Origin of the sequence: Albidovulum sp. (genome assembly GCF_049646345.1) — a bacterium.
GTDB lineage: Bacteria > Pseudomonadota > Alphaproteobacteria > Rhodobacterales > Rhodobacteraceae > Albidovulum.
The window spans coordinates 1-14,310 of record NZ_JBARVQ010000043.1 but is presented as its reverse complement, the minus strand read 5'-3'; the positions used below and the strand labels follow the sequence as shown (position 1 = coordinate 14,310).

Here is a 14,310-nt window from a genome sequence, read left to right as displayed (position 1 = left end):
GCTTGATACCGCGCGCGGCGCGGCCGGGGATTCGGCCAAGTCGCTGCGCGAGATGACGACCCGCGCCGAAGCGGCGGCCGCGAAACTGGAACTGATGCTGGCGACGCTGCATGACTTGCCGGAACCTAACGAGAGCGGAGAGCGCAAGTTCCGCGTCGTTCGCCGTCGCGGCCATGGTGACGACCGGATGGAGGCTGCGGAATGACCGTAAAGAAGACCCAGAAGGCAACAAAGCGCGCTGCCCGCCGTTCTGGGCGTGGGGCACTTTTTTTCATCGCGATTCTGCTGGCCGGATCGGGATTGCTGCGGATCGGCCTGGGGGCGGGGCATGCGTTCGCCAAGACAGGCGACCCGGAAGCGGAAATCTCGGATATGCCGCAGATCTGCGAACCCGATGGTGGTGCGTTGGCCATGCTTGAGGGTTTGCGCGCCCGCGAAGAGAGGCTGGTGCGCCGGGAAGAACAGATCGCCGACAGACAGCAGGCGCTGGTCCTGGCCAAGGCAGAGATCGATGAAAAGCTCGCCGCCCTCGTCACGGCCGAGGAACGTCTGGCCAGCACCCTGACACTCGCCGATGAAGCGGCCGACAAGGATGTGGTGCGGCTGGTTGCGGTTTACGAAAAGATGAAACCCAAGGATGCCGCCAAACTTTTCGGAGAGATGGCACCAGACTTCGCCGCCGGTTTCCTTGCGCGGATGAAACCAGAGGCCGCCGCGTCCGTCATGGCCGGTCTTGATCCGCAAAAAGCCTACACGATCAGCGTGCTTCTGGCCGGGCGCAATGCCTCTGCGCCGCGGGAATGACGTGAAGACGAAATGTTAAGAGCCATTTGCAAGGCTCGCAGCAGGGCGCGGCCGAAGACAGGGGCGCCCCTGGAAAGGACGAGGTCATGATCGGCATCATCGGTATCGCGATCATCTTCATCATGGTCTTCGGTGGCTATATGCTGGCCGGCGGCAAGCTGGGCATCATCCTGAAAGCCCTGCCATTCGAGATGATCATGATCGGCGGGGCGGCGACCGGAGCATTCGTCCTGTCCAATGACGGCGCCTCTATCAAACACACGCTCAAGGACATCGGCAAGGTCTTCAAGGGCGCCTACTGGAAGCCCGACGACTACCGTGACCTGCTGTGTCTGTTGTTCGAACTGATCCGGCTGGCCAAACAGAACCCGGTCGCGGTCGAAGAGCACATTGAAAACCCCGAAGCCTCGTCGATCTTCGGCAAGTACCCCAAAATTCAGCATGATCATTCCGCGGTCGAACTGATCTGCGACACGATGCGGTCGGCGTCGATGAACTACGACGACCCGCATCAGGTCGAGGAAGTGCTGGAAAAGCAGCTAGACGCCAACCTGCATCATGCGATGCATTCGACCCATGCGCTGCAATCCGTCGCCGACGCCCTGCCGGCGCTCGGAATCGTCGCGGCCGTTCTGGGTGTCATCAAGACCATGGGCTCCATCGACCAGCCGCCGGAGATCCTCGGCAAGATGATCGGCGGCGCGCTGGTGGGCACGTTTCTGGGCGTGTTTCTGGCTTACGGCCTTGTCGGCCCCTTCGCCGTGAAGCTGAAAGCGGTGATCGAGGAAGACAGCCATTTCTATCAGCTGATCCGCGAGGTTCTGGTCGCCAACCTGCACAATCACGCCGCCAATATCTGTATCGAAGTCGGCCGCCAGAATACGCCGCATCACTTCCGTCCAACCTATTCGGCGCTGGAAGAGGCGCTGAAGGCCGTCAAATCCGACGCGGCATGAAACCTGCGTGCGTTCATCGACAGCGGATCGCTTGCGGAACATTGGCCACGCTGTTGTTTCTGATCGCAGGTGTTTCGACGACAGTCGCAGACACCCTGCGGGTGCGCGCGGGTGAGCATGACGGCTTTTCGCGCATCGTTCTGGATCTGGCGACGCCGGTCGATTGGGAGCTTGGACGCGATGCGAACGGATATGTGCTTCGACTGGCACGCGAAAACGTGGAGTTTGATCTTTCCCGCATCTATCAGATGATCCCGCGTGACCGTATCGCCGATCTTGTCCAGTCCGGTGATGGAACGCTTCACTTCACGCTCGGCTGCGAGTGTCATGCCAAGGCATTCGTGACCGGGGGCGGTTCAGTGGTTGTCGATATTGCCGATGGTCCGCCGGCCCCCGCGTCGCCCTTCGAATCGCCGATCCTTACCGCAACCCCTGCGGAAGAGAGCCCGCCGCCATCGCCGCACCCTGATGTCGCGGATCCGAAACCCGAAATTGCCTGGCGCCCGCCATCAACAGGTTTCGGTCGTGCCGCCCCCGACCCCCGACTGGCGCTATTCTGGCGCGGTGTCGCGCCACCGACAAACGCCCGGACGCAATCGAAGGAAAGCCAGACCGATGTGGCGATGGATGACAGTTTCCCCCATGTCCTCCCCCCTGAACCCGAGGTGGAGCCCGAACCGCTTCCAGACCACCTGACCGCTGAGCGTCCGGCCCCCGAAGGCTATGCGCCCGATCTTCCGGTTCTGTCGGTTCCGATCGTGCCGGACCCGCGTGTGATCTCTGCCCAGAACGACCTTCTCGAACAATTGGGGCGCGCCGCAGCCCAAGGGCTGTTGGAAGTGGACCGCGACAGGCTGAGGCTTCGCGGACACGAAACCGGCATGAAAACTGCCGCCACGTCTCCGGCTTCGGCATCGGCAGACATGGGCGCCCCGGCGCCGGGTATACTCAGCGAAACCAGTGTCGACCGCGATTCCAAACTGACAGTGACAAGAGCGCCGCTCACCGCCACTGGCGGCACCTGTATTGGCCGCGATGGAATCGACGTCGGAACCTGGGGCGACGATCGTCCGGCATCTGTGCAAATTTCCGAAAGGCGCATGCCGCTGGTCGGTGAGTTCGACAAACCATCTGATGATGCGGTTTTGTCGCTCGCCCGTCTCTACCTCTTTCTCGGGTTCGGTGCAGAAGCGCGCGCTGTCCTCGGCTCATTTGATGTTCAGAACGAGGCCGTGACGCCCCTGAACGAGATCGGATTGATCCTTGACGGTTACGAAGTGAATAACGGCGGGACACTACCGGGCATGACGGGCTGCGACACGCCTGTCGCAATGTGGGCTGTGCTTGCCCGGCATGATCTGCCGCCAGGCACCGAAATCGACGAAGGCGCGGTTCTGCGGGCGTTTTCCGCCCTGCCACCACATCTTCGCCAACATCTCGGACCTAGCCTGTCGGCAAAGCTGCTATCCGCAGGCGCGTCGTCGTCAGCACGGGCAATCCGTGACGCCGTGGCGCGAATTCCGGGTGATGGCGGTGCCGCACTCAGCATGATGGACGGGCGACTGAGCCTCGCGAGGGGGGATGCCGAGGGCGCTGAAATGGCGCTGGCCCCACTTGCTGCCGGCAATGACCCGCTTGCTACCGAAGCGCTCATCCTGACGATAGAATCGCAACTTGACCGGCATCAGGCGGTCGACACGGCGATGGCCGATGCCGCGGCTGCACTCGCCTATGAACGCCAGGACGGGGCGGACGGTCCGGTACTGACCCGGCTTCACATTCTGGCACGGGGCGCATCCGGGGATTTCCCCGCCGCGTTCGACGCGCTTCACCGCTGGCCCGGCACTCCGCCCAAGGAGGTGCACCATGACACCGTCACCCGGTTGTTCGACATGCTCGCGAAAACCGCCGACGAAGGGGTGTTTCTGACGGCATATTTCGAAGAACGTGCGCTTCTGACCTCGGTTACGGATGCCGACCTGCGGCTTTCCCTTGCACAACGGTTGGCGGATGCGGGCTTTGGCGACGAGGTGCGCGCCCTGCTGTCCGACGGTTCCGGTCACACAGAGGCCGGGCGTCTGTTGCTGGCCCAGGTTGCGCTGACGGATTTCAAACCGACAGCGGCCCTGGCAGAGGTCGCAGGATTGCCGGGACAAGAGGCGATGAACATTCGGGCCCGGGCCTTCGCTATGGATGGTGATCATCTGGCGGCAGCCAAAACTCTGGCGGCGCTCGGTCAGGCAGAACCTGCGGCGCTGGCCGCTTGGAGGGGGGGCGATTGGGCCGGCGCAGCCGAGGCAACACCAGACGCGATACAACGGGCGATCCGCGATTTCCGGCTTGTGCCGGAGGACAGTCCGTCAATTGCCGCGCTTTCCGGGGCTGATGTTGCGGAACCGGAACCAACCGGCGAACTGGCCAAAGGGCGGGCGCTGCTGGCGGGAAGCCAAGCCGCGCGTATGACGGTGACCGATCTGTTGGCAGCCACGGGGCAAGACGGCCTGTGAGATCCGCACGCGCTTACCGAATCTCAACATCCGCGTCCTAGCCTTTCTCGCAAAGAGGCAAGAATTGCCGTGGAAAGGTCAGAATGTCCAATGTTCAGAACGCTCCCTATACCGGGGGCATCCTCCGTGGTCTTTGCCTTGTCCTTGTCGGCCTGCTGATTGCGGTTCCGGTCAAGGCCTCTACAGAAGCCGATCTTTCCGTCATCTGCGATCAGGTCGCAGCCGAGGCGTCGCGCCGCTCCGGCGTGCCGGTTTCTGTGTTGCGGGCCATTTCGCTCACGGAAACCGGGCGCAAGCGTGATGGCGCATTCCGACCCTGGCCCTGGACGGTCAACATGGAAGGAAAAGGGGTCTGGTTCGAGACGGAGGACGAGGCCCGCGCCTATGTCTACAAGGAGTACAAGCGTGGCGCGCGCAGCTTCGATGTCGGCTGCTTTCAGATCAACTACAAATGGCACGGCAAGGCGTTCCGGTCGATCGAAGAGATGTTCGACCCTCTCGCGAATGCGCTCTACGCTGCACGGTTCCTGACGGAACTCCACGCCGAAATGGGGTCCTGGGGAAAGGCGGCGGGGGCCTATCATTCGCGCACGCCGGAATATGCCAATCGGTATCAGGCCCGGTTCGAACGGTTCCAGACCAAGCTCGCTGCCGATCCGGGCAGCGACATTCCCGAAATCCCCGATATCGTGCGTGTCGCGAATGGCGGGGCAGAGACCTATGCGGATCTGTCTGTTCCACGCGTCAACCACTACCCGCTCCTGCAAACCGGGACCTTTGCCGGGCTGGGATCGCTCGTCCCGCTTGGCAATGGCGGGGGCGCCAGCCTCTTCGCCAGTACGACGCCGTCCAGCGAGGTCAATTGATGCCGCAATTGACGCTTGCCACGGTGTTCCGCCCGACCGTGCTGCTGGCGCTGGCCCTGATGGCCATCATCACGATGATGATCCTGCCGATGCCAGCCTGGGTGCTGGATATCGGGCTGGCCGCGTCCTTCGCGCTGGCGATTCTGATCTTCACCGTCACACTTTTCATCGAGCGTCCGCTCGATTTTTCGGCCTTTCCGACAATCCTTCTCGCCTCGCTGATGCTGCGGCTGTCGCTCAACGTGTCATCGACGAAGCTGATCATCGGTCAGGGCCATACCGGCATCAACGCCGCCGGAGATGTCATCGAAGGCTTTGCGATGTTCATCATGTCGGGCTCGGTCCTGATCGGGCTTGTCGTCTTCGGTGTTCTGCTGATCGTCAATTTCATCGTCATCACCAAGGGCGCGGGACGCATGGCCGAGGTCGGCGCAAGGTTCGCGCTGGACGGAATGCCGGGCAAGCAGCTGGCCATCGACAGCGACATGAACGCAGGCGCGATTGACCACGCCGAGGCCAAGGCGCGGCGCGAACGCGAACAGGCCGAAACCACGTTCTTCGGCTCGCTCGACGGTGCGTCGAAATTCGTCAAGGGCGATGCCGTTGCAGGCCTTCTGATCACGCTTCTGAACCTTGTGATGGGCCTGATCATCGGCGTCACCCTGCACGGCATGCCGCTCGGCCGCGCGGTAGAGACTTATGCGATCCTGACCGTGGGCGACGGACTGGTCAGCCAGATCCCGGCCGTGATCATCTCCATCGCATCGGCGCTTCTATTGTCCCGGGGCGGCGCGAAGGGGGCGGCGGATCTGGAGCTGTTCCGCCAGCTTGGGAAATATCCGTCCGCTTTGGCCACGGTCGCCTTCCTGATGATGCTTTTTGCACTGGTGCCCGGCCTGCCATTTCTGCCCTTTCTGGCAGGGGCTGTTGTTCTGGGGGGCGCCGCCGAAGCCGTCCGTCGCCTCTCCTCGCGGCAAGAGGCTGAGCGCCTTGCTGCCGAGGCCCCGAAACCCGACGGGCCGCGACGCAAATCCATGGGGGACATTCTGGATCTCGACGAAATCCATGTGGAGTTCGCGCCCAACCTTGTGGGCATGGTGCTCGACCCGGCAACTGGGCTCGACGCGCGGATCGTCAATATGCGCAACCATGTCGCCGCCGTCTTCGGCCTCATCCTGCCAGAGATCCGGCTGACCGACGACGCCCTGCTGGAACGCGGCACCTACCGTATCCGCATCCAGGGCGTGGAACAGGCGCGCGACAAGCTGATGCCTGATCATGTGCTGGCCCTGCTGGCTGGCGGCGATGCGGGCGTGCCGTCCGGCCAGGACGTGCGCGAACCGGTCTATGGCGCACCTGCCCGCTGGGTGCCCTCTGCCCGGCAGGAAGAGGCAGCCCTTTCCGGCGCGACGGTCGTCGGCCCGACCGAAGTCCTTGCCACCCATCTGCTGGAAGTCATCAAACGGAATTTCGCACGACTTCTGACGTTGAAGGCCGTGCGGCGGCTTCTGGAGGAATGCACCAACCTTTCCGATCCGGCGCGGGCCGAGGCCAACCGGCGGCTTCTGGACGAACTCATCCCCGACAAGGTGCCCGTCGACCTGCTTTTGTCGGTCCTGCGCCTTTTGCTGGAAGAACGGGTGTCGATCCGCAACCTGCCCCTGATCCTGGAGGCTATCGCCGAGGGGCGCGGCGCTGGCAATCCCGAAGCGATCTGCGAACATGTCCGCCGCAGGCTCGGCTTTCAACTCGTGGCCGAGATCCGGCGCGCGGACGGTACGGTGCCGCTGCTGCAGCTCGCCCCTGAATGGGAAGACACCTTCACCGCTCATCAGATCGAGGGCGAGCGGGGCCAGACAGATGTCGCGCTGCCGCCCGACAAGTTCAACCGGCTGGCCATCAATATCGCCGAAAAGATCGGCAAGGCGGGCGAGACGGGGACATTCCCGGCCATCATCACCTCGGCCCGGCGGCGCAGGTTCCTGAAGACGGTGCTTGGTGCAAAGGGGATCAGCGCGCCGGTCCTTTCCTTCGATGAGATCGGCTATGACGCGAAACCCTCCATCGTCGGACTGGTGCCCGTATGACCGATCTGCTTCAGGCCATGCTTGAAACCGGCGGGCGGGGGGCGTTGGTCGGTTTCATCGTGTTCCTGCGGATCGGCGCGGCGATGGCGGTTCTGCCGGGTTTTGGTGAACGGTCGGTGCCGGTGCGTGTCAAGCTGGTGCTGACACTTGCCTTCACGGCTATCGTCGCACCGGCCGTAGCAGTGCCGGTCCTTCCCCTGACGGTAAATCCGGGCCGGGTCCTGGCGTGCCTGGGAACCGAAACGGCTATCGGGCTCGCGCTTGGGCTGGTCCTGCGGTTGATGGTTCTGGCGCTGGAAGTGGCCGGGGCGATAGCGGCGCAATCGACCTCTCTGGCACAGCTTTTCGGCGCGGGAGGGGAACCGATGCCAACCATGTCGCATCTGTTCGTCGCGGCCGGTCTGGCGCTGGCGATGATGGCGGGGCTTCATGTCCGCCTCGCTGAACTGCTGATCCTTTCATACGACGTGCTGCCGCCCGGCGCGTTTCCCGATGCCGGAATCATCCGCGAATGGGGCATCGGTCATGTCGCCCGCGCCTTCGCCCTGGCCTTCAGTCTTGCAGCACCTTTCGTCATGGCGGCCCTGATCTACAATCTGGCGCTTGGGGCCATCAACCGGGCAATGCCGCAACTCATGGTCGCCTTTGTCGGCGCCCCGGCCCTGACCGCCGGGGCCCTCATCCTACTGGCCATTGCCGCGCCACTTGGGCTGGCAATCTGGGTCAGCGGGTTTTCCGCCCTTCTTTCCGACCCGTTCGGAGGGCCGCCATGAGCGAGGAAGACAGCACCGAGAAGGAACATGAAGCCACCCAGAAAAAGCTCGACGATGCGCGGGCGCGCGGGGAAGTCATCCGTTCGGCAGAACTCGCCGTCGCGGCGGGATATGCCGGGCTGTTGCTGGCGGCGATGGCTGGCGGACCCGTGGCGCTTCGGGCGTTCGGCGACCATGGGGTCGCATTGCTCGACCGGTCCGACATGCTGTCGCTTTCGCTTCTCGGCGGCGGGGTCGCAACCGCGGGGGCTGTGATCGTTGGCGCGGTCCTGCCGCTTGCGCCGTTTTTCTTGCTGCCCGCCATTGCCGTCGTCGGGGTGATCTTCGCCCAGCGCGCCTGGGTCTTCGCGCCCGAGAAGTTGCAGCCGAAATTGTCACGGATCGACCCCGTAGCAAATGCCAAACAGAAATTCGGGCGCTCGGGCCTCTTCGAATTCGGCAAGAACACGATCAAGCTGATCCTGATTTCGTGTCTCCTCGGCATCTTTCTGACCACGCGACTGCCACGGGTTCTGATGGCACAGAACCTCGATCCCGGACTCGCGGTCTCCGATCTTGCACAGATGATCGTGGAGTTTCTTTTCCTCATCCTGCTTTTCACCGGCGTGCTCGGCACGTTTGACTATCTCTGGCAGCGGCACGAACACCTGCGCAAGAACCGCATGTCGCGCCAGGAACTGATGGATGAGCTGAAACAGTCCGAAGGCGATCCGCATATGCGCGGCCAGCGTCGGCAGCGGGCCGAGGCGATCGCGATGAACCGCATGCTGGCCGATGTGCCCAAGGCCGATGTGGTGATCGTCAACCCGACTCACTATGCCATTGCGCTCCGCTGGGACCGCAACAGCGGCCGGGCGCCGGTCTGCATAGCGAAGGGTGTTGACGATGTCGCCGCGCGGATACGCGAGGCTGCGATGACAGCAGGCGTGCCCTTGCATTCCGATCCACCCACCGCGCGCGCACTACACGCAACAATCGAGATCGGGCATGAGGTGCGGCCAGAACACTATGCCCCGGTGGCTGCGGCTATCCGCTTTGCCGAACGCATGCGCCAACGCGCGCGGGCCCGGAGAGGATCGTGAACAACAAAGCCAGACTGGAGGCGCTTGCCCGTATCGCTGCGATGAGGAAAGAGGCCGATCTGATGGCGGTCGCCCGGGCAGACACAGCGCGCGATCGCGTCAAGGCCCGCATCGACGCGCTGGACAGTGCCGCCGCCGCCTCACACCAGTTACCCGCAACCGATATCGCATCAATCGCGGCGCAGGAAAGCTTCGGCCGTCTGGTAACTGTCCAGCGCGCAGATCTGGACAGGGACCTCGCTGAGTTGACCGAGATCTGGCGCAGGCACCGTGACAATGCTGCCCTGTCCTTTGGGCGCGCCCGGGTTCTGGAACAGCTGCGCGAAAGGATCACCGATCAGACGACGAAACGACGTATCAGACGCAGCGACGATACGCGTTGACTTGGAAACCGGCCCCGCTGCCTTTGCGGGTGCCCTGCCCCTTCAACCGTCCTGGCGCACGATATCGATGATCAGCACATCTGTGACCACCGAGCCCATGATCTTGCGCGCGACCTCAAGAAGACTGCTGCGCAGCACATCCATATTGTTGGATTGGGTGAAGGCCCCGTCAAAGCCGCCCGCATTGGCGTGATCGAAAAGGACTTGCAGAAAGACATCCCTGAGCTTCGGTTCCCGCAGATAGACCGCCTCGGTGTTACCAGCGACGACCTCCAGACTGATCGACAGGATGACCAGCGCCACCACGTCGCCATGTTCGACAACCGGCACGACGAACTGGTTATTGAGCTTCACATAGTCGTGGATCGGGGCTTCGCCTTCTTCGTCATGCCCGCTCTCTTCGGCATGGCTTCCGGCCATCGCATCCTCATGCCCGTCGCCATCGCCGCAGGGATTGATCTCCACCACCTCTTCGGGTGGCGGGCGCAAGAGAAGCCCCGCCCCGCCACCAAGGCCAAGGCCAAGCAGGGCGAGGATGATTGGCAACAGCTTGCGCATGGCAGACCTCAGAACGGCAGGATGATATCGGCGACCTGGCTGCCGATGCGCGGCTGCTGGACATCGGTGATCTGTCCGCGCCCGCCATAGGAAATGCGCGCGCCTGCGATCTTGTCATAGGTGATCTCATTCTGACGCGAGATATCCTCGGGCCGGACAAAGCCCTGAACGATCAACTCGCGGACCTCGAAATTCACCCGCACTTCCTGCGATCCATGGATGCGCAGCACACCGTTCGGCAGCGTCTCGACGATAGTCGCAGCAACCCGCAGTGTCAGCTTTTCCTTGCGCGCAACCGACCCGTCACCCTGATAGTCCGACGATGAATTCGTTCCAACCGCATTGGCCATGCTCGCCCCGGCCGGTAACCGGGCGTCCAGCCTTTGCGGAATGCCCAGAAGATGCGGAACCCCCATGGCGTTCGAGGAGGAACGGGACCGCCCCGTCGAGTTCGATATCTCGGCCTTGTCGTTGATCTCGATCACGACGGTCATGATGTCGCCGCGCTGGCCCGCCCGCCGGTCGCCCAGCAGCGACCCGCGCGCACCAGACCAGAGCGAGGCGCCATCGGTGATCTGGCGCGGGCCGGTGGTCAGGGGCATGCCGGCGGTCGTCATCGCATAATATTCATTGCCACTCTCAACCGGGGTGAAAGCCGGCGCCTTGCCGACATTCTCCAGCCGCTCACAGCCTGCAAGCATCAATGCGGCAATCAGGATCAGTCGATATTTCATGCTCTTCCCCTCAGCGGTCGGCGGTTACCCACACGGACCCGTCAGCGGCAACCATGCCGGTAACGGTCGTGCGGGACGCGATGTTCATGACGCGGATGCGGTCACCGATACCGCCCCGTCCCAGGGCGCGGCCTTCGGCGCTGATGTTCAGCGGACCCGCCTGATAATTCAGCATGACCATCTGGTTTCGATCGATGATCGCTGGCGGGCCCAGATCGGCTGTGCGGATCGGACGGCCCTGATAGATCGCGACGCGCGTCTCCAGCCCGATTACCTCGGCCGGATCAGCGGCGGTTCCCGGGATCGTCCCCGACGCAACGACAAAATCGTTGGGGGCGACGATGGTCTGCGCCCTGAGCGTTCGCGCAGCCACCAGCGTCTCGGCCGTGGCGGGCCAGGCCAAAAGGACGCATATGGCAGCGATGATGCGCATCAGCGGACCTGCGTCGTCGCGCCGAGCATCTGGTCGGCGGCAGTGATGACCTTGGCGTTCAGCTCATATCCACGCTGCGCCTCGATCAGATCGGTGATCTCGCGCACGGCATCGACGGAGCTATCTTCAAGAAACCCCTGCCGGAGCGTGCCAAGACCGTCTTCACCCGGAACGGAAATCGCAGCGGGACCGGATGCGGAGGTTTCCAGAAACAGGTTCGATCCGATCGCCTCCAACCCCTTTTCATTGACGAACCCGGCGAGTGTCAGTTGCCCCAGCAATTCGGGCTGCACCCGGTCGGAGAAATAGGCATAAACCTCACCCGAGGCGTTGATCGACAGCGACCGCGCGTCGGCGGGGATCGTGATCCCCGGTGCGACCTGATAACCGTCCGAGGTCACTATCAGCCCGTCACCGGTCCGCTTCAGCCCCCCGTCGCGGGTATAGGCCGAGAGGCCGGAAGGCAGGGTTACTTCCAGAAATCCAAGCCCTTCGATTGCCACATCCAGATCGCCGCCGGAGGTCGAGAGCGAGCCTTGCGCGACGTTTACCGTGACCGCAGCGGGCCGGACCCCGAGGCCCACCTGCACGCCGGTCGGCACGATGGTTCCGTCATTGGCATTGATCGTGCCCGGCCGGGTCAGTTGCTGGTAGTGCAGGTCGGCGAATTCGGCGCGCCGCGCGTTGTAGCCCGTGGTCGACATGTTCGCGAGGTTGTTCGAGATGACATCGACCCGCATCTGCTGGGCGCTCATTCCGGTTGCGGCAATCTGAAGGGCGCGCATCTATTTCTCCTTATGTCCGGCCAAGGGTCTGGATCACCGATCGGATTCTCTGATCCTCGGCATCGAGGAAGCCCTGCCCCATCTCATAGGCGCGCTGCACCTCGATCATGCGGGCAATCTCGGCCACCGGGTTGACGTTGGAATTTTCAAGGAACCCCTGGAACATGGTGCCGCCTTCATAGGGTTCGATCCCGGCCTCGGCGGTGAACCGGGTTCCCCCGGTATGAACCAGCCCATTGGGGTCGGCCGGAATGAAGAGACCCACCTGCGCGATGGGATCGCCACCGGCCGAGACCGTTCCGTCGGTCGCAATGGAAATTGCGCCCGCATCACTCGGCACGAAAACCGGCGCGCCGCCAAGGTCGAGCAGCCGGAACCCGTCCGGTGTCATCAGCTCACCCTCTGGTGAGGGTGTGAACGAACCGGCCCGGGTCAGGCGATTGCCCTCGGGCGTTTCGATCTGGAAGAACCCCTCGCCCTCGATGGCAAGGTCGAAGCTGCCGCCGGTCTGCACCAGCGTGCCTTGCGCAAGGTTGACGATCCGCCCCTCGGCCGAGGCCATCGAGAGGGACGGTTCGGCCCCTTCCAGTTCGGCCACATGTTCGGCAAAGATGACACCTTCCTTGCGGAACCCCGTCGTCGATAGGTTGGCGATGTTGTTCGCGACCGCCCGCATTTCGGCCATCAGGCCAGACTGGCGGTTCAGCGTTGTGTAGGTTGCGTTGTCCATCGCTCAGATCCCCGCGATCAAAGGAATGATGCGGTCGGTGAAGAACGCCACCAGCATCCCCGACATGAAGGTCATGGAGACCCAGAAGACCGCGATCATCGCGCCGACTTTGGGCACGAAGGTCAGCGTCATCTCCTGCACCGAGGTCAGCGCCTGAAAAAGCCCGATCGCGACCCCCATGACCAGTGCGACCGTCAATAGCGGGGCCGAGATCACCACCGCGATCCACAATCCCTGCCGCATCGTGTCGAAGAAGACCGCTTCTTCCATCATCACACCGGCATCCTGAGGATTTCCTGATAGGCCTCGACGACCTTGTCGCGCAAAGTCACCGCGGTTTCGACCGCCAGTTCGCTGGCCGCCAGCGCCTCGACCAGCGCATGCGGGTCCGCGCCCCCGGTCATCGCTGCCTTGGCGGTGTCTTCGCCTGCTTTCAGCGTCCGAACGAAATCGTCGGCCAGCGCGGTGAAGGCATTCGGGGCACCGGCCAGCCCCGCCGCATTCGGCGACGGTTGGGTTGCCGGCCGGGCCTGCGCGTAGGTTTGCGCGGCGAAAGAGGTTCTCACGTCCATTCTGGACCTCCTCTCGTCTAGCGGCGCAGGAGTTCGAGCAGACTGGCCGACATTTGCCGGGTCTGATCGAACATCCTGAGATTCGCCTCGTAGCTGCGTTGCGCTTCGCGCGCGTCAGCGATTTCGACCACCAGATCGACATTCGAGCCGTCGTAGTAGCCATTCTGATCGGCCATCGGGTGGCCGGGGTCGAGGATCCGCGTCAGGTCCCTCTGGTCGAGCTTCACATCACCCAGCCGCACCGCGCCGGTGGCCTCACCACCCTGCACCACCGCCTCGAAAGCCGTGGTCTTGCGGTGATAGCCGGGCGTGTCGGCATTGGCGATATTCTCGGACACATGGCGCAGCCGCATCGCCTGTGCTTCCATCCCGCTGGCGGCAACCGAGAGGCTTTGGCTGAAATCACTCATCTGTCATCCCCCTCAACGGCGCCCGAGCGAGGCGCGCAAAATGGTCAGCGACTTGCCGTAAATCGCCAGTGCCAGATCATGATCCCGCCTTACGTCGGCGGCCTTGACCATCTCAGTTTCCAAGGAAACCGAATTGCCGTTCGGCGACAGCGTGCCCTGATGGGCGCGTTCGCTGACGGTATAGGTCGCAGGTGTCGCGGGTGCGCCGATATGACCGGCACGGGTCTGGCGCAAAGCCCCGGCATCCTCAGCCCGGTAGGTTGCGGCGAAATCGGGTAGGTCCCGGGCCCGGTAACCGGGCGTATCGGCATTCGCCACATTCCGGGCGATGGCCGATTGCCGTTCGGCCGCATGAGCGGCGAGCGACGAGGCTAGTGTGAGCACCTCTGGTTTCTCGAACATCGGGGCTTCTCCTCCGAGCTTTCAATCAAGCCTTAACTGCGATTCGTTTAGAAACGGTTGCAGAACAAAGGGAGGCCAGAATGGCTGCGATCGGATTGGACCAACTCAGGGCGGAAATCGGCGGATGCGAGGCGGCCCACAGGCTGGGCCGGGTGACCGAGGTTGGGCGCGGCGTGCTGAAGGTCGCGGGTGTTGCCGGTGACTGGCGGCTGGGCGACCGGGTACAAC

At 63.2% G+C, this 14,310-nt stretch carries 17 protein-coding genes and 1 pseudogene; 9 read left to right on the top strand and 9 right to left on the bottom strand.

Annotation, left to right across the window (positions count from 1 at the left end; translation table 11 throughout):
- The 9 genes and pseudogenes from WBB85_RS01105 to WBB85_RS01065 form a co-directional block, all read left to right on the top strand.
- Window positions 1-205, top strand: a pseudogene (locus WBB85_RS01105) (hypothetical protein); the annotation flags it as partial.
- Window positions 202-804: a MotE family protein gene (locus tag WBB85_RS01100; RefSeq protein WP_432636779.1), complete on the top strand. Its 603-nt coding sequence runs from the start codon at window positions 202-204 to the stop codon at window positions 802-804. The pseudogene WBB85_RS01105 and the gene WBB85_RS01100, both read left to right, overlap by 4 nt.
- 86 nt (window positions 805-890) lie before the next feature.
- Window positions 891-1,760, top strand: coding sequence for a flagellar motor stator protein MotA (motA, locus tag WBB85_RS01095; RefSeq protein WP_432636778.1), 870 nt, complete (start codon window positions 891-893; stop codon window positions 1,758-1,760).
- 53 nt (window positions 1,761-1,813) lie between these two features.
- Window positions 1,814-4,267, top strand: coding sequence for a hypothetical protein (locus WBB85_RS01090; protein ID WP_432636777.1), 2,454 nt, complete (start codon window positions 1,814-1,816; stop codon window positions 4,265-4,267).
- A gap of 83 nt (window positions 4,268-4,350) precedes the next feature.
- A complete protein-coding gene (locus WBB85_RS01085) occupies window positions 4,351-5,133 on the top strand; it encodes a transglycosylase SLT domain-containing protein (RefSeq protein WP_432636776.1) in 783 nt (260 codons plus the stop codon).
- Window positions 5,133-7,220 carry a flagellar biosynthesis protein FlhA gene (gene flhA / locus WBB85_RS01080; RefSeq protein WP_432636775.1) on the top strand — a complete coding sequence of 696 codons (2,088 nt, stop codon included), beginning with the start codon at window positions 5,133-5,135 and terminating at the stop codon, window positions 7,218-7,220. The genes WBB85_RS01085 and flhA overlap by 1 nt, the downstream gene beginning before the upstream one ends.
- Window positions 7,217-7,993: a flagellar biosynthetic protein FliR gene (locus WBB85_RS01075; protein WP_432636774.1), complete on the top strand. Its 777-nt coding sequence runs from the start codon at window positions 7,217-7,219 to the stop codon at window positions 7,991-7,993. Before flhA ends, WBB85_RS01075 begins: the two co-directional genes overlap by 4 nt.
- Complete coding sequence (locus WBB85_RS01070) at window positions 7,990-9,075, top strand: EscU/YscU/HrcU family type III secretion system export apparatus switch protein (RefSeq protein ID WP_432636772.1); 1,086 nt, start codon at window positions 7,990-7,992, stop codon at window positions 9,073-9,075. The genes WBB85_RS01075 and WBB85_RS01070 overlap by 4 nt, the downstream gene beginning before the upstream one ends.
- Window positions 9,072-9,458, top strand: a complete 387-nt coding sequence (locus WBB85_RS01065; RefSeq protein WP_432636770.1) for a hypothetical protein — start codon at window positions 9,072-9,074, stop codon at window positions 9,456-9,458. Before WBB85_RS01070 ends, WBB85_RS01065 begins: the two co-directional genes overlap by 4 nt.
- A gap of 42 nt (window positions 9,459-9,500) precedes the next feature.
- Here WBB85_RS01065 and WBB85_RS01060 read toward each other — a convergent pair whose 3' ends face one another.
- From WBB85_RS01060 to WBB85_RS01020, 9 genes are read right to left on the bottom strand one after another with little or no spacing between them, the layout of a single operon-like run.
- On the bottom strand, window positions 9,501-10,016 hold the full coding sequence (locus WBB85_RS01060; RefSeq protein WP_432636769.1) for a flagellar basal body-associated FliL family protein: 516 nt from the start codon (window positions 10,014-10,016) through the stop codon (window positions 9,501-9,503).
- 8 nt (window positions 10,017-10,024) lie between these two features.
- Window positions 10,025-10,750: a flagellar basal body L-ring protein FlgH gene (gene flgH / locus WBB85_RS01055; protein WP_432636768.1), complete on the bottom strand. Its 726-nt coding sequence runs from the start codon at window positions 10,748-10,750 to the stop codon at window positions 10,025-10,027.
- 10 nt (window positions 10,751-10,760) lie between these two features.
- Window positions 10,761-11,183: a flagellar basal body P-ring formation chaperone FlgA gene (flgA, locus tag WBB85_RS01050; RefSeq protein ID WP_432636767.1), complete on the bottom strand. Its 423-nt coding sequence runs from the start codon at window positions 11,181-11,183 to the stop codon at window positions 10,761-10,763.
- Window positions 11,183-11,968: a flagellar basal-body rod protein FlgG gene (gene flgG, locus WBB85_RS01045; RefSeq protein ID WP_432636766.1), complete on the bottom strand. Its 786-nt coding sequence runs from the start codon at window positions 11,966-11,968 to the stop codon at window positions 11,183-11,185. Before flgG ends, flgA begins: the two co-directional genes overlap by 1 nt.
- 10 nt (window positions 11,969-11,978) lie before the next feature.
- Complete coding sequence (locus WBB85_RS01040) at window positions 11,979-12,698, bottom strand: flagellar hook-basal body complex protein (RefSeq protein WP_432636765.1); 720 nt, start codon at window positions 12,696-12,698, stop codon at window positions 11,979-11,981.
- A 3-nt stretch (window positions 12,699-12,701) separates the two neighbouring features.
- Window positions 12,702-12,968, bottom strand: a complete 267-nt coding sequence (locus WBB85_RS01035; RefSeq protein ID WP_432636780.1) for a flagellar biosynthetic protein FliQ — start codon at window positions 12,966-12,968, stop codon at window positions 12,702-12,704.
- A gap of 2 nt (window positions 12,969-12,970) precedes the next feature.
- Window positions 12,971-13,270: a flagellar hook-basal body complex protein FliE gene (gene fliE / locus WBB85_RS01030; RefSeq protein WP_432636764.1), complete on the bottom strand. Its 300-nt coding sequence runs from the start codon at window positions 13,268-13,270 to the stop codon at window positions 12,971-12,973.
- 17 nt (window positions 13,271-13,287) lie between these two features.
- A complete protein-coding gene (flgC, locus tag WBB85_RS01025; protein ID WP_432636763.1) occupies window positions 13,288-13,680 on the bottom strand; it encodes a flagellar basal body rod protein FlgC in 393 nt (130 codons plus the stop codon).
- Window positions 13,681-13,692: 12 nt separating this feature from the next.
- Entirely contained in the window at window positions 13,693-14,082 is a 390-nt protein-coding gene (locus WBB85_RS01020) for a FlgB family protein (RefSeq protein WP_432636761.1), read from the bottom strand.
- Window positions 14,083-14,310 lie beyond the last annotated feature (228 nt).

Coding starts and splice junctions, on each gene's coding strand:
- flgC (WP_432636763.1), bottom strand. CDS start 13,680: ATGAGTGATTTCAGCCAAAGCCTCTCGGTTGCCGCCAGCGGGATGGAA.
- flgH (WP_432636768.1), bottom strand. CDS start 10,750: ATGAAATATCGACTGATCCTGATTGCCGCATTGATGCTTGCAGGCTGT.
- WBB85_RS01075 (WP_432636774.1), top strand. CDS start 7,217: ATGACCGATCTGCTTCAGGCCATGCTTGAAACCGGCGGGCGGGGGGCG.
- WBB85_RS01100 (WP_432636779.1), top strand. CDS start 202: ATGACCGTAAAGAAGACCCAGAAGGCAACAAAGCGCGCTGCCCGCCGT.
- WBB85_RS01070 (WP_432636772.1), top strand. CDS start 7,990: ATGAGCGAGGAAGACAGCACCGAGAAGGAACATGAAGCCACCCAGAAA.
- WBB85_RS01035 (WP_432636780.1), bottom strand. CDS start 12,968: ATGGAAGAAGCGGTCTTCTTCGACACGATGCGGCAGGGATTGTGGATC.
- flgG (WP_432636766.1), bottom strand. CDS start 11,968: ATGCGCGCCCTTCAGATTGCCGCAACCGGAATGAGCGCCCAGCAGATG.
- WBB85_RS01040 (WP_432636765.1), bottom strand. CDS start 12,698: ATGGACAACGCAACCTACACAACGCTGAACCGCCAGTCTGGCCTGATG.
- fliE (WP_432636764.1), bottom strand. CDS start 13,270: ATGGACGTGAGAACCTCTTTCGCCGCGCAAACCTACGCGCAGGCCCGG.
- flgA (WP_432636767.1), bottom strand. CDS start 11,183: ATGCGCATCATCGCTGCCATATGCGTCCTTTTGGCCTGGCCCGCCACG.
- WBB85_RS01020 (WP_432636761.1), bottom strand. CDS start 14,082: ATGTTCGAGAAACCAGAGGTGCTCACACTAGCCTCGTCGCTCGCCGCT.
- motA (WP_432636778.1), top strand. CDS start 891: ATGATCGGCATCATCGGTATCGCGATCATCTTCATCATGGTCTTCGGT.
- WBB85_RS01085 (WP_432636776.1), top strand. CDS start 4,351: ATGTCCAATGTTCAGAACGCTCCCTATACCGGGGGCATCCTCCGTGGT.
- WBB85_RS01060 (WP_432636769.1), bottom strand. CDS start 10,016: ATGCGCAAGCTGTTGCCAATCATCCTCGCCCTGCTTGGCCTTGGCCTT.
- flhA (WP_432636775.1), top strand. CDS start 5,133: ATGCCGCAATTGACGCTTGCCACGGTGTTCCGCCCGACCGTGCTGCTG.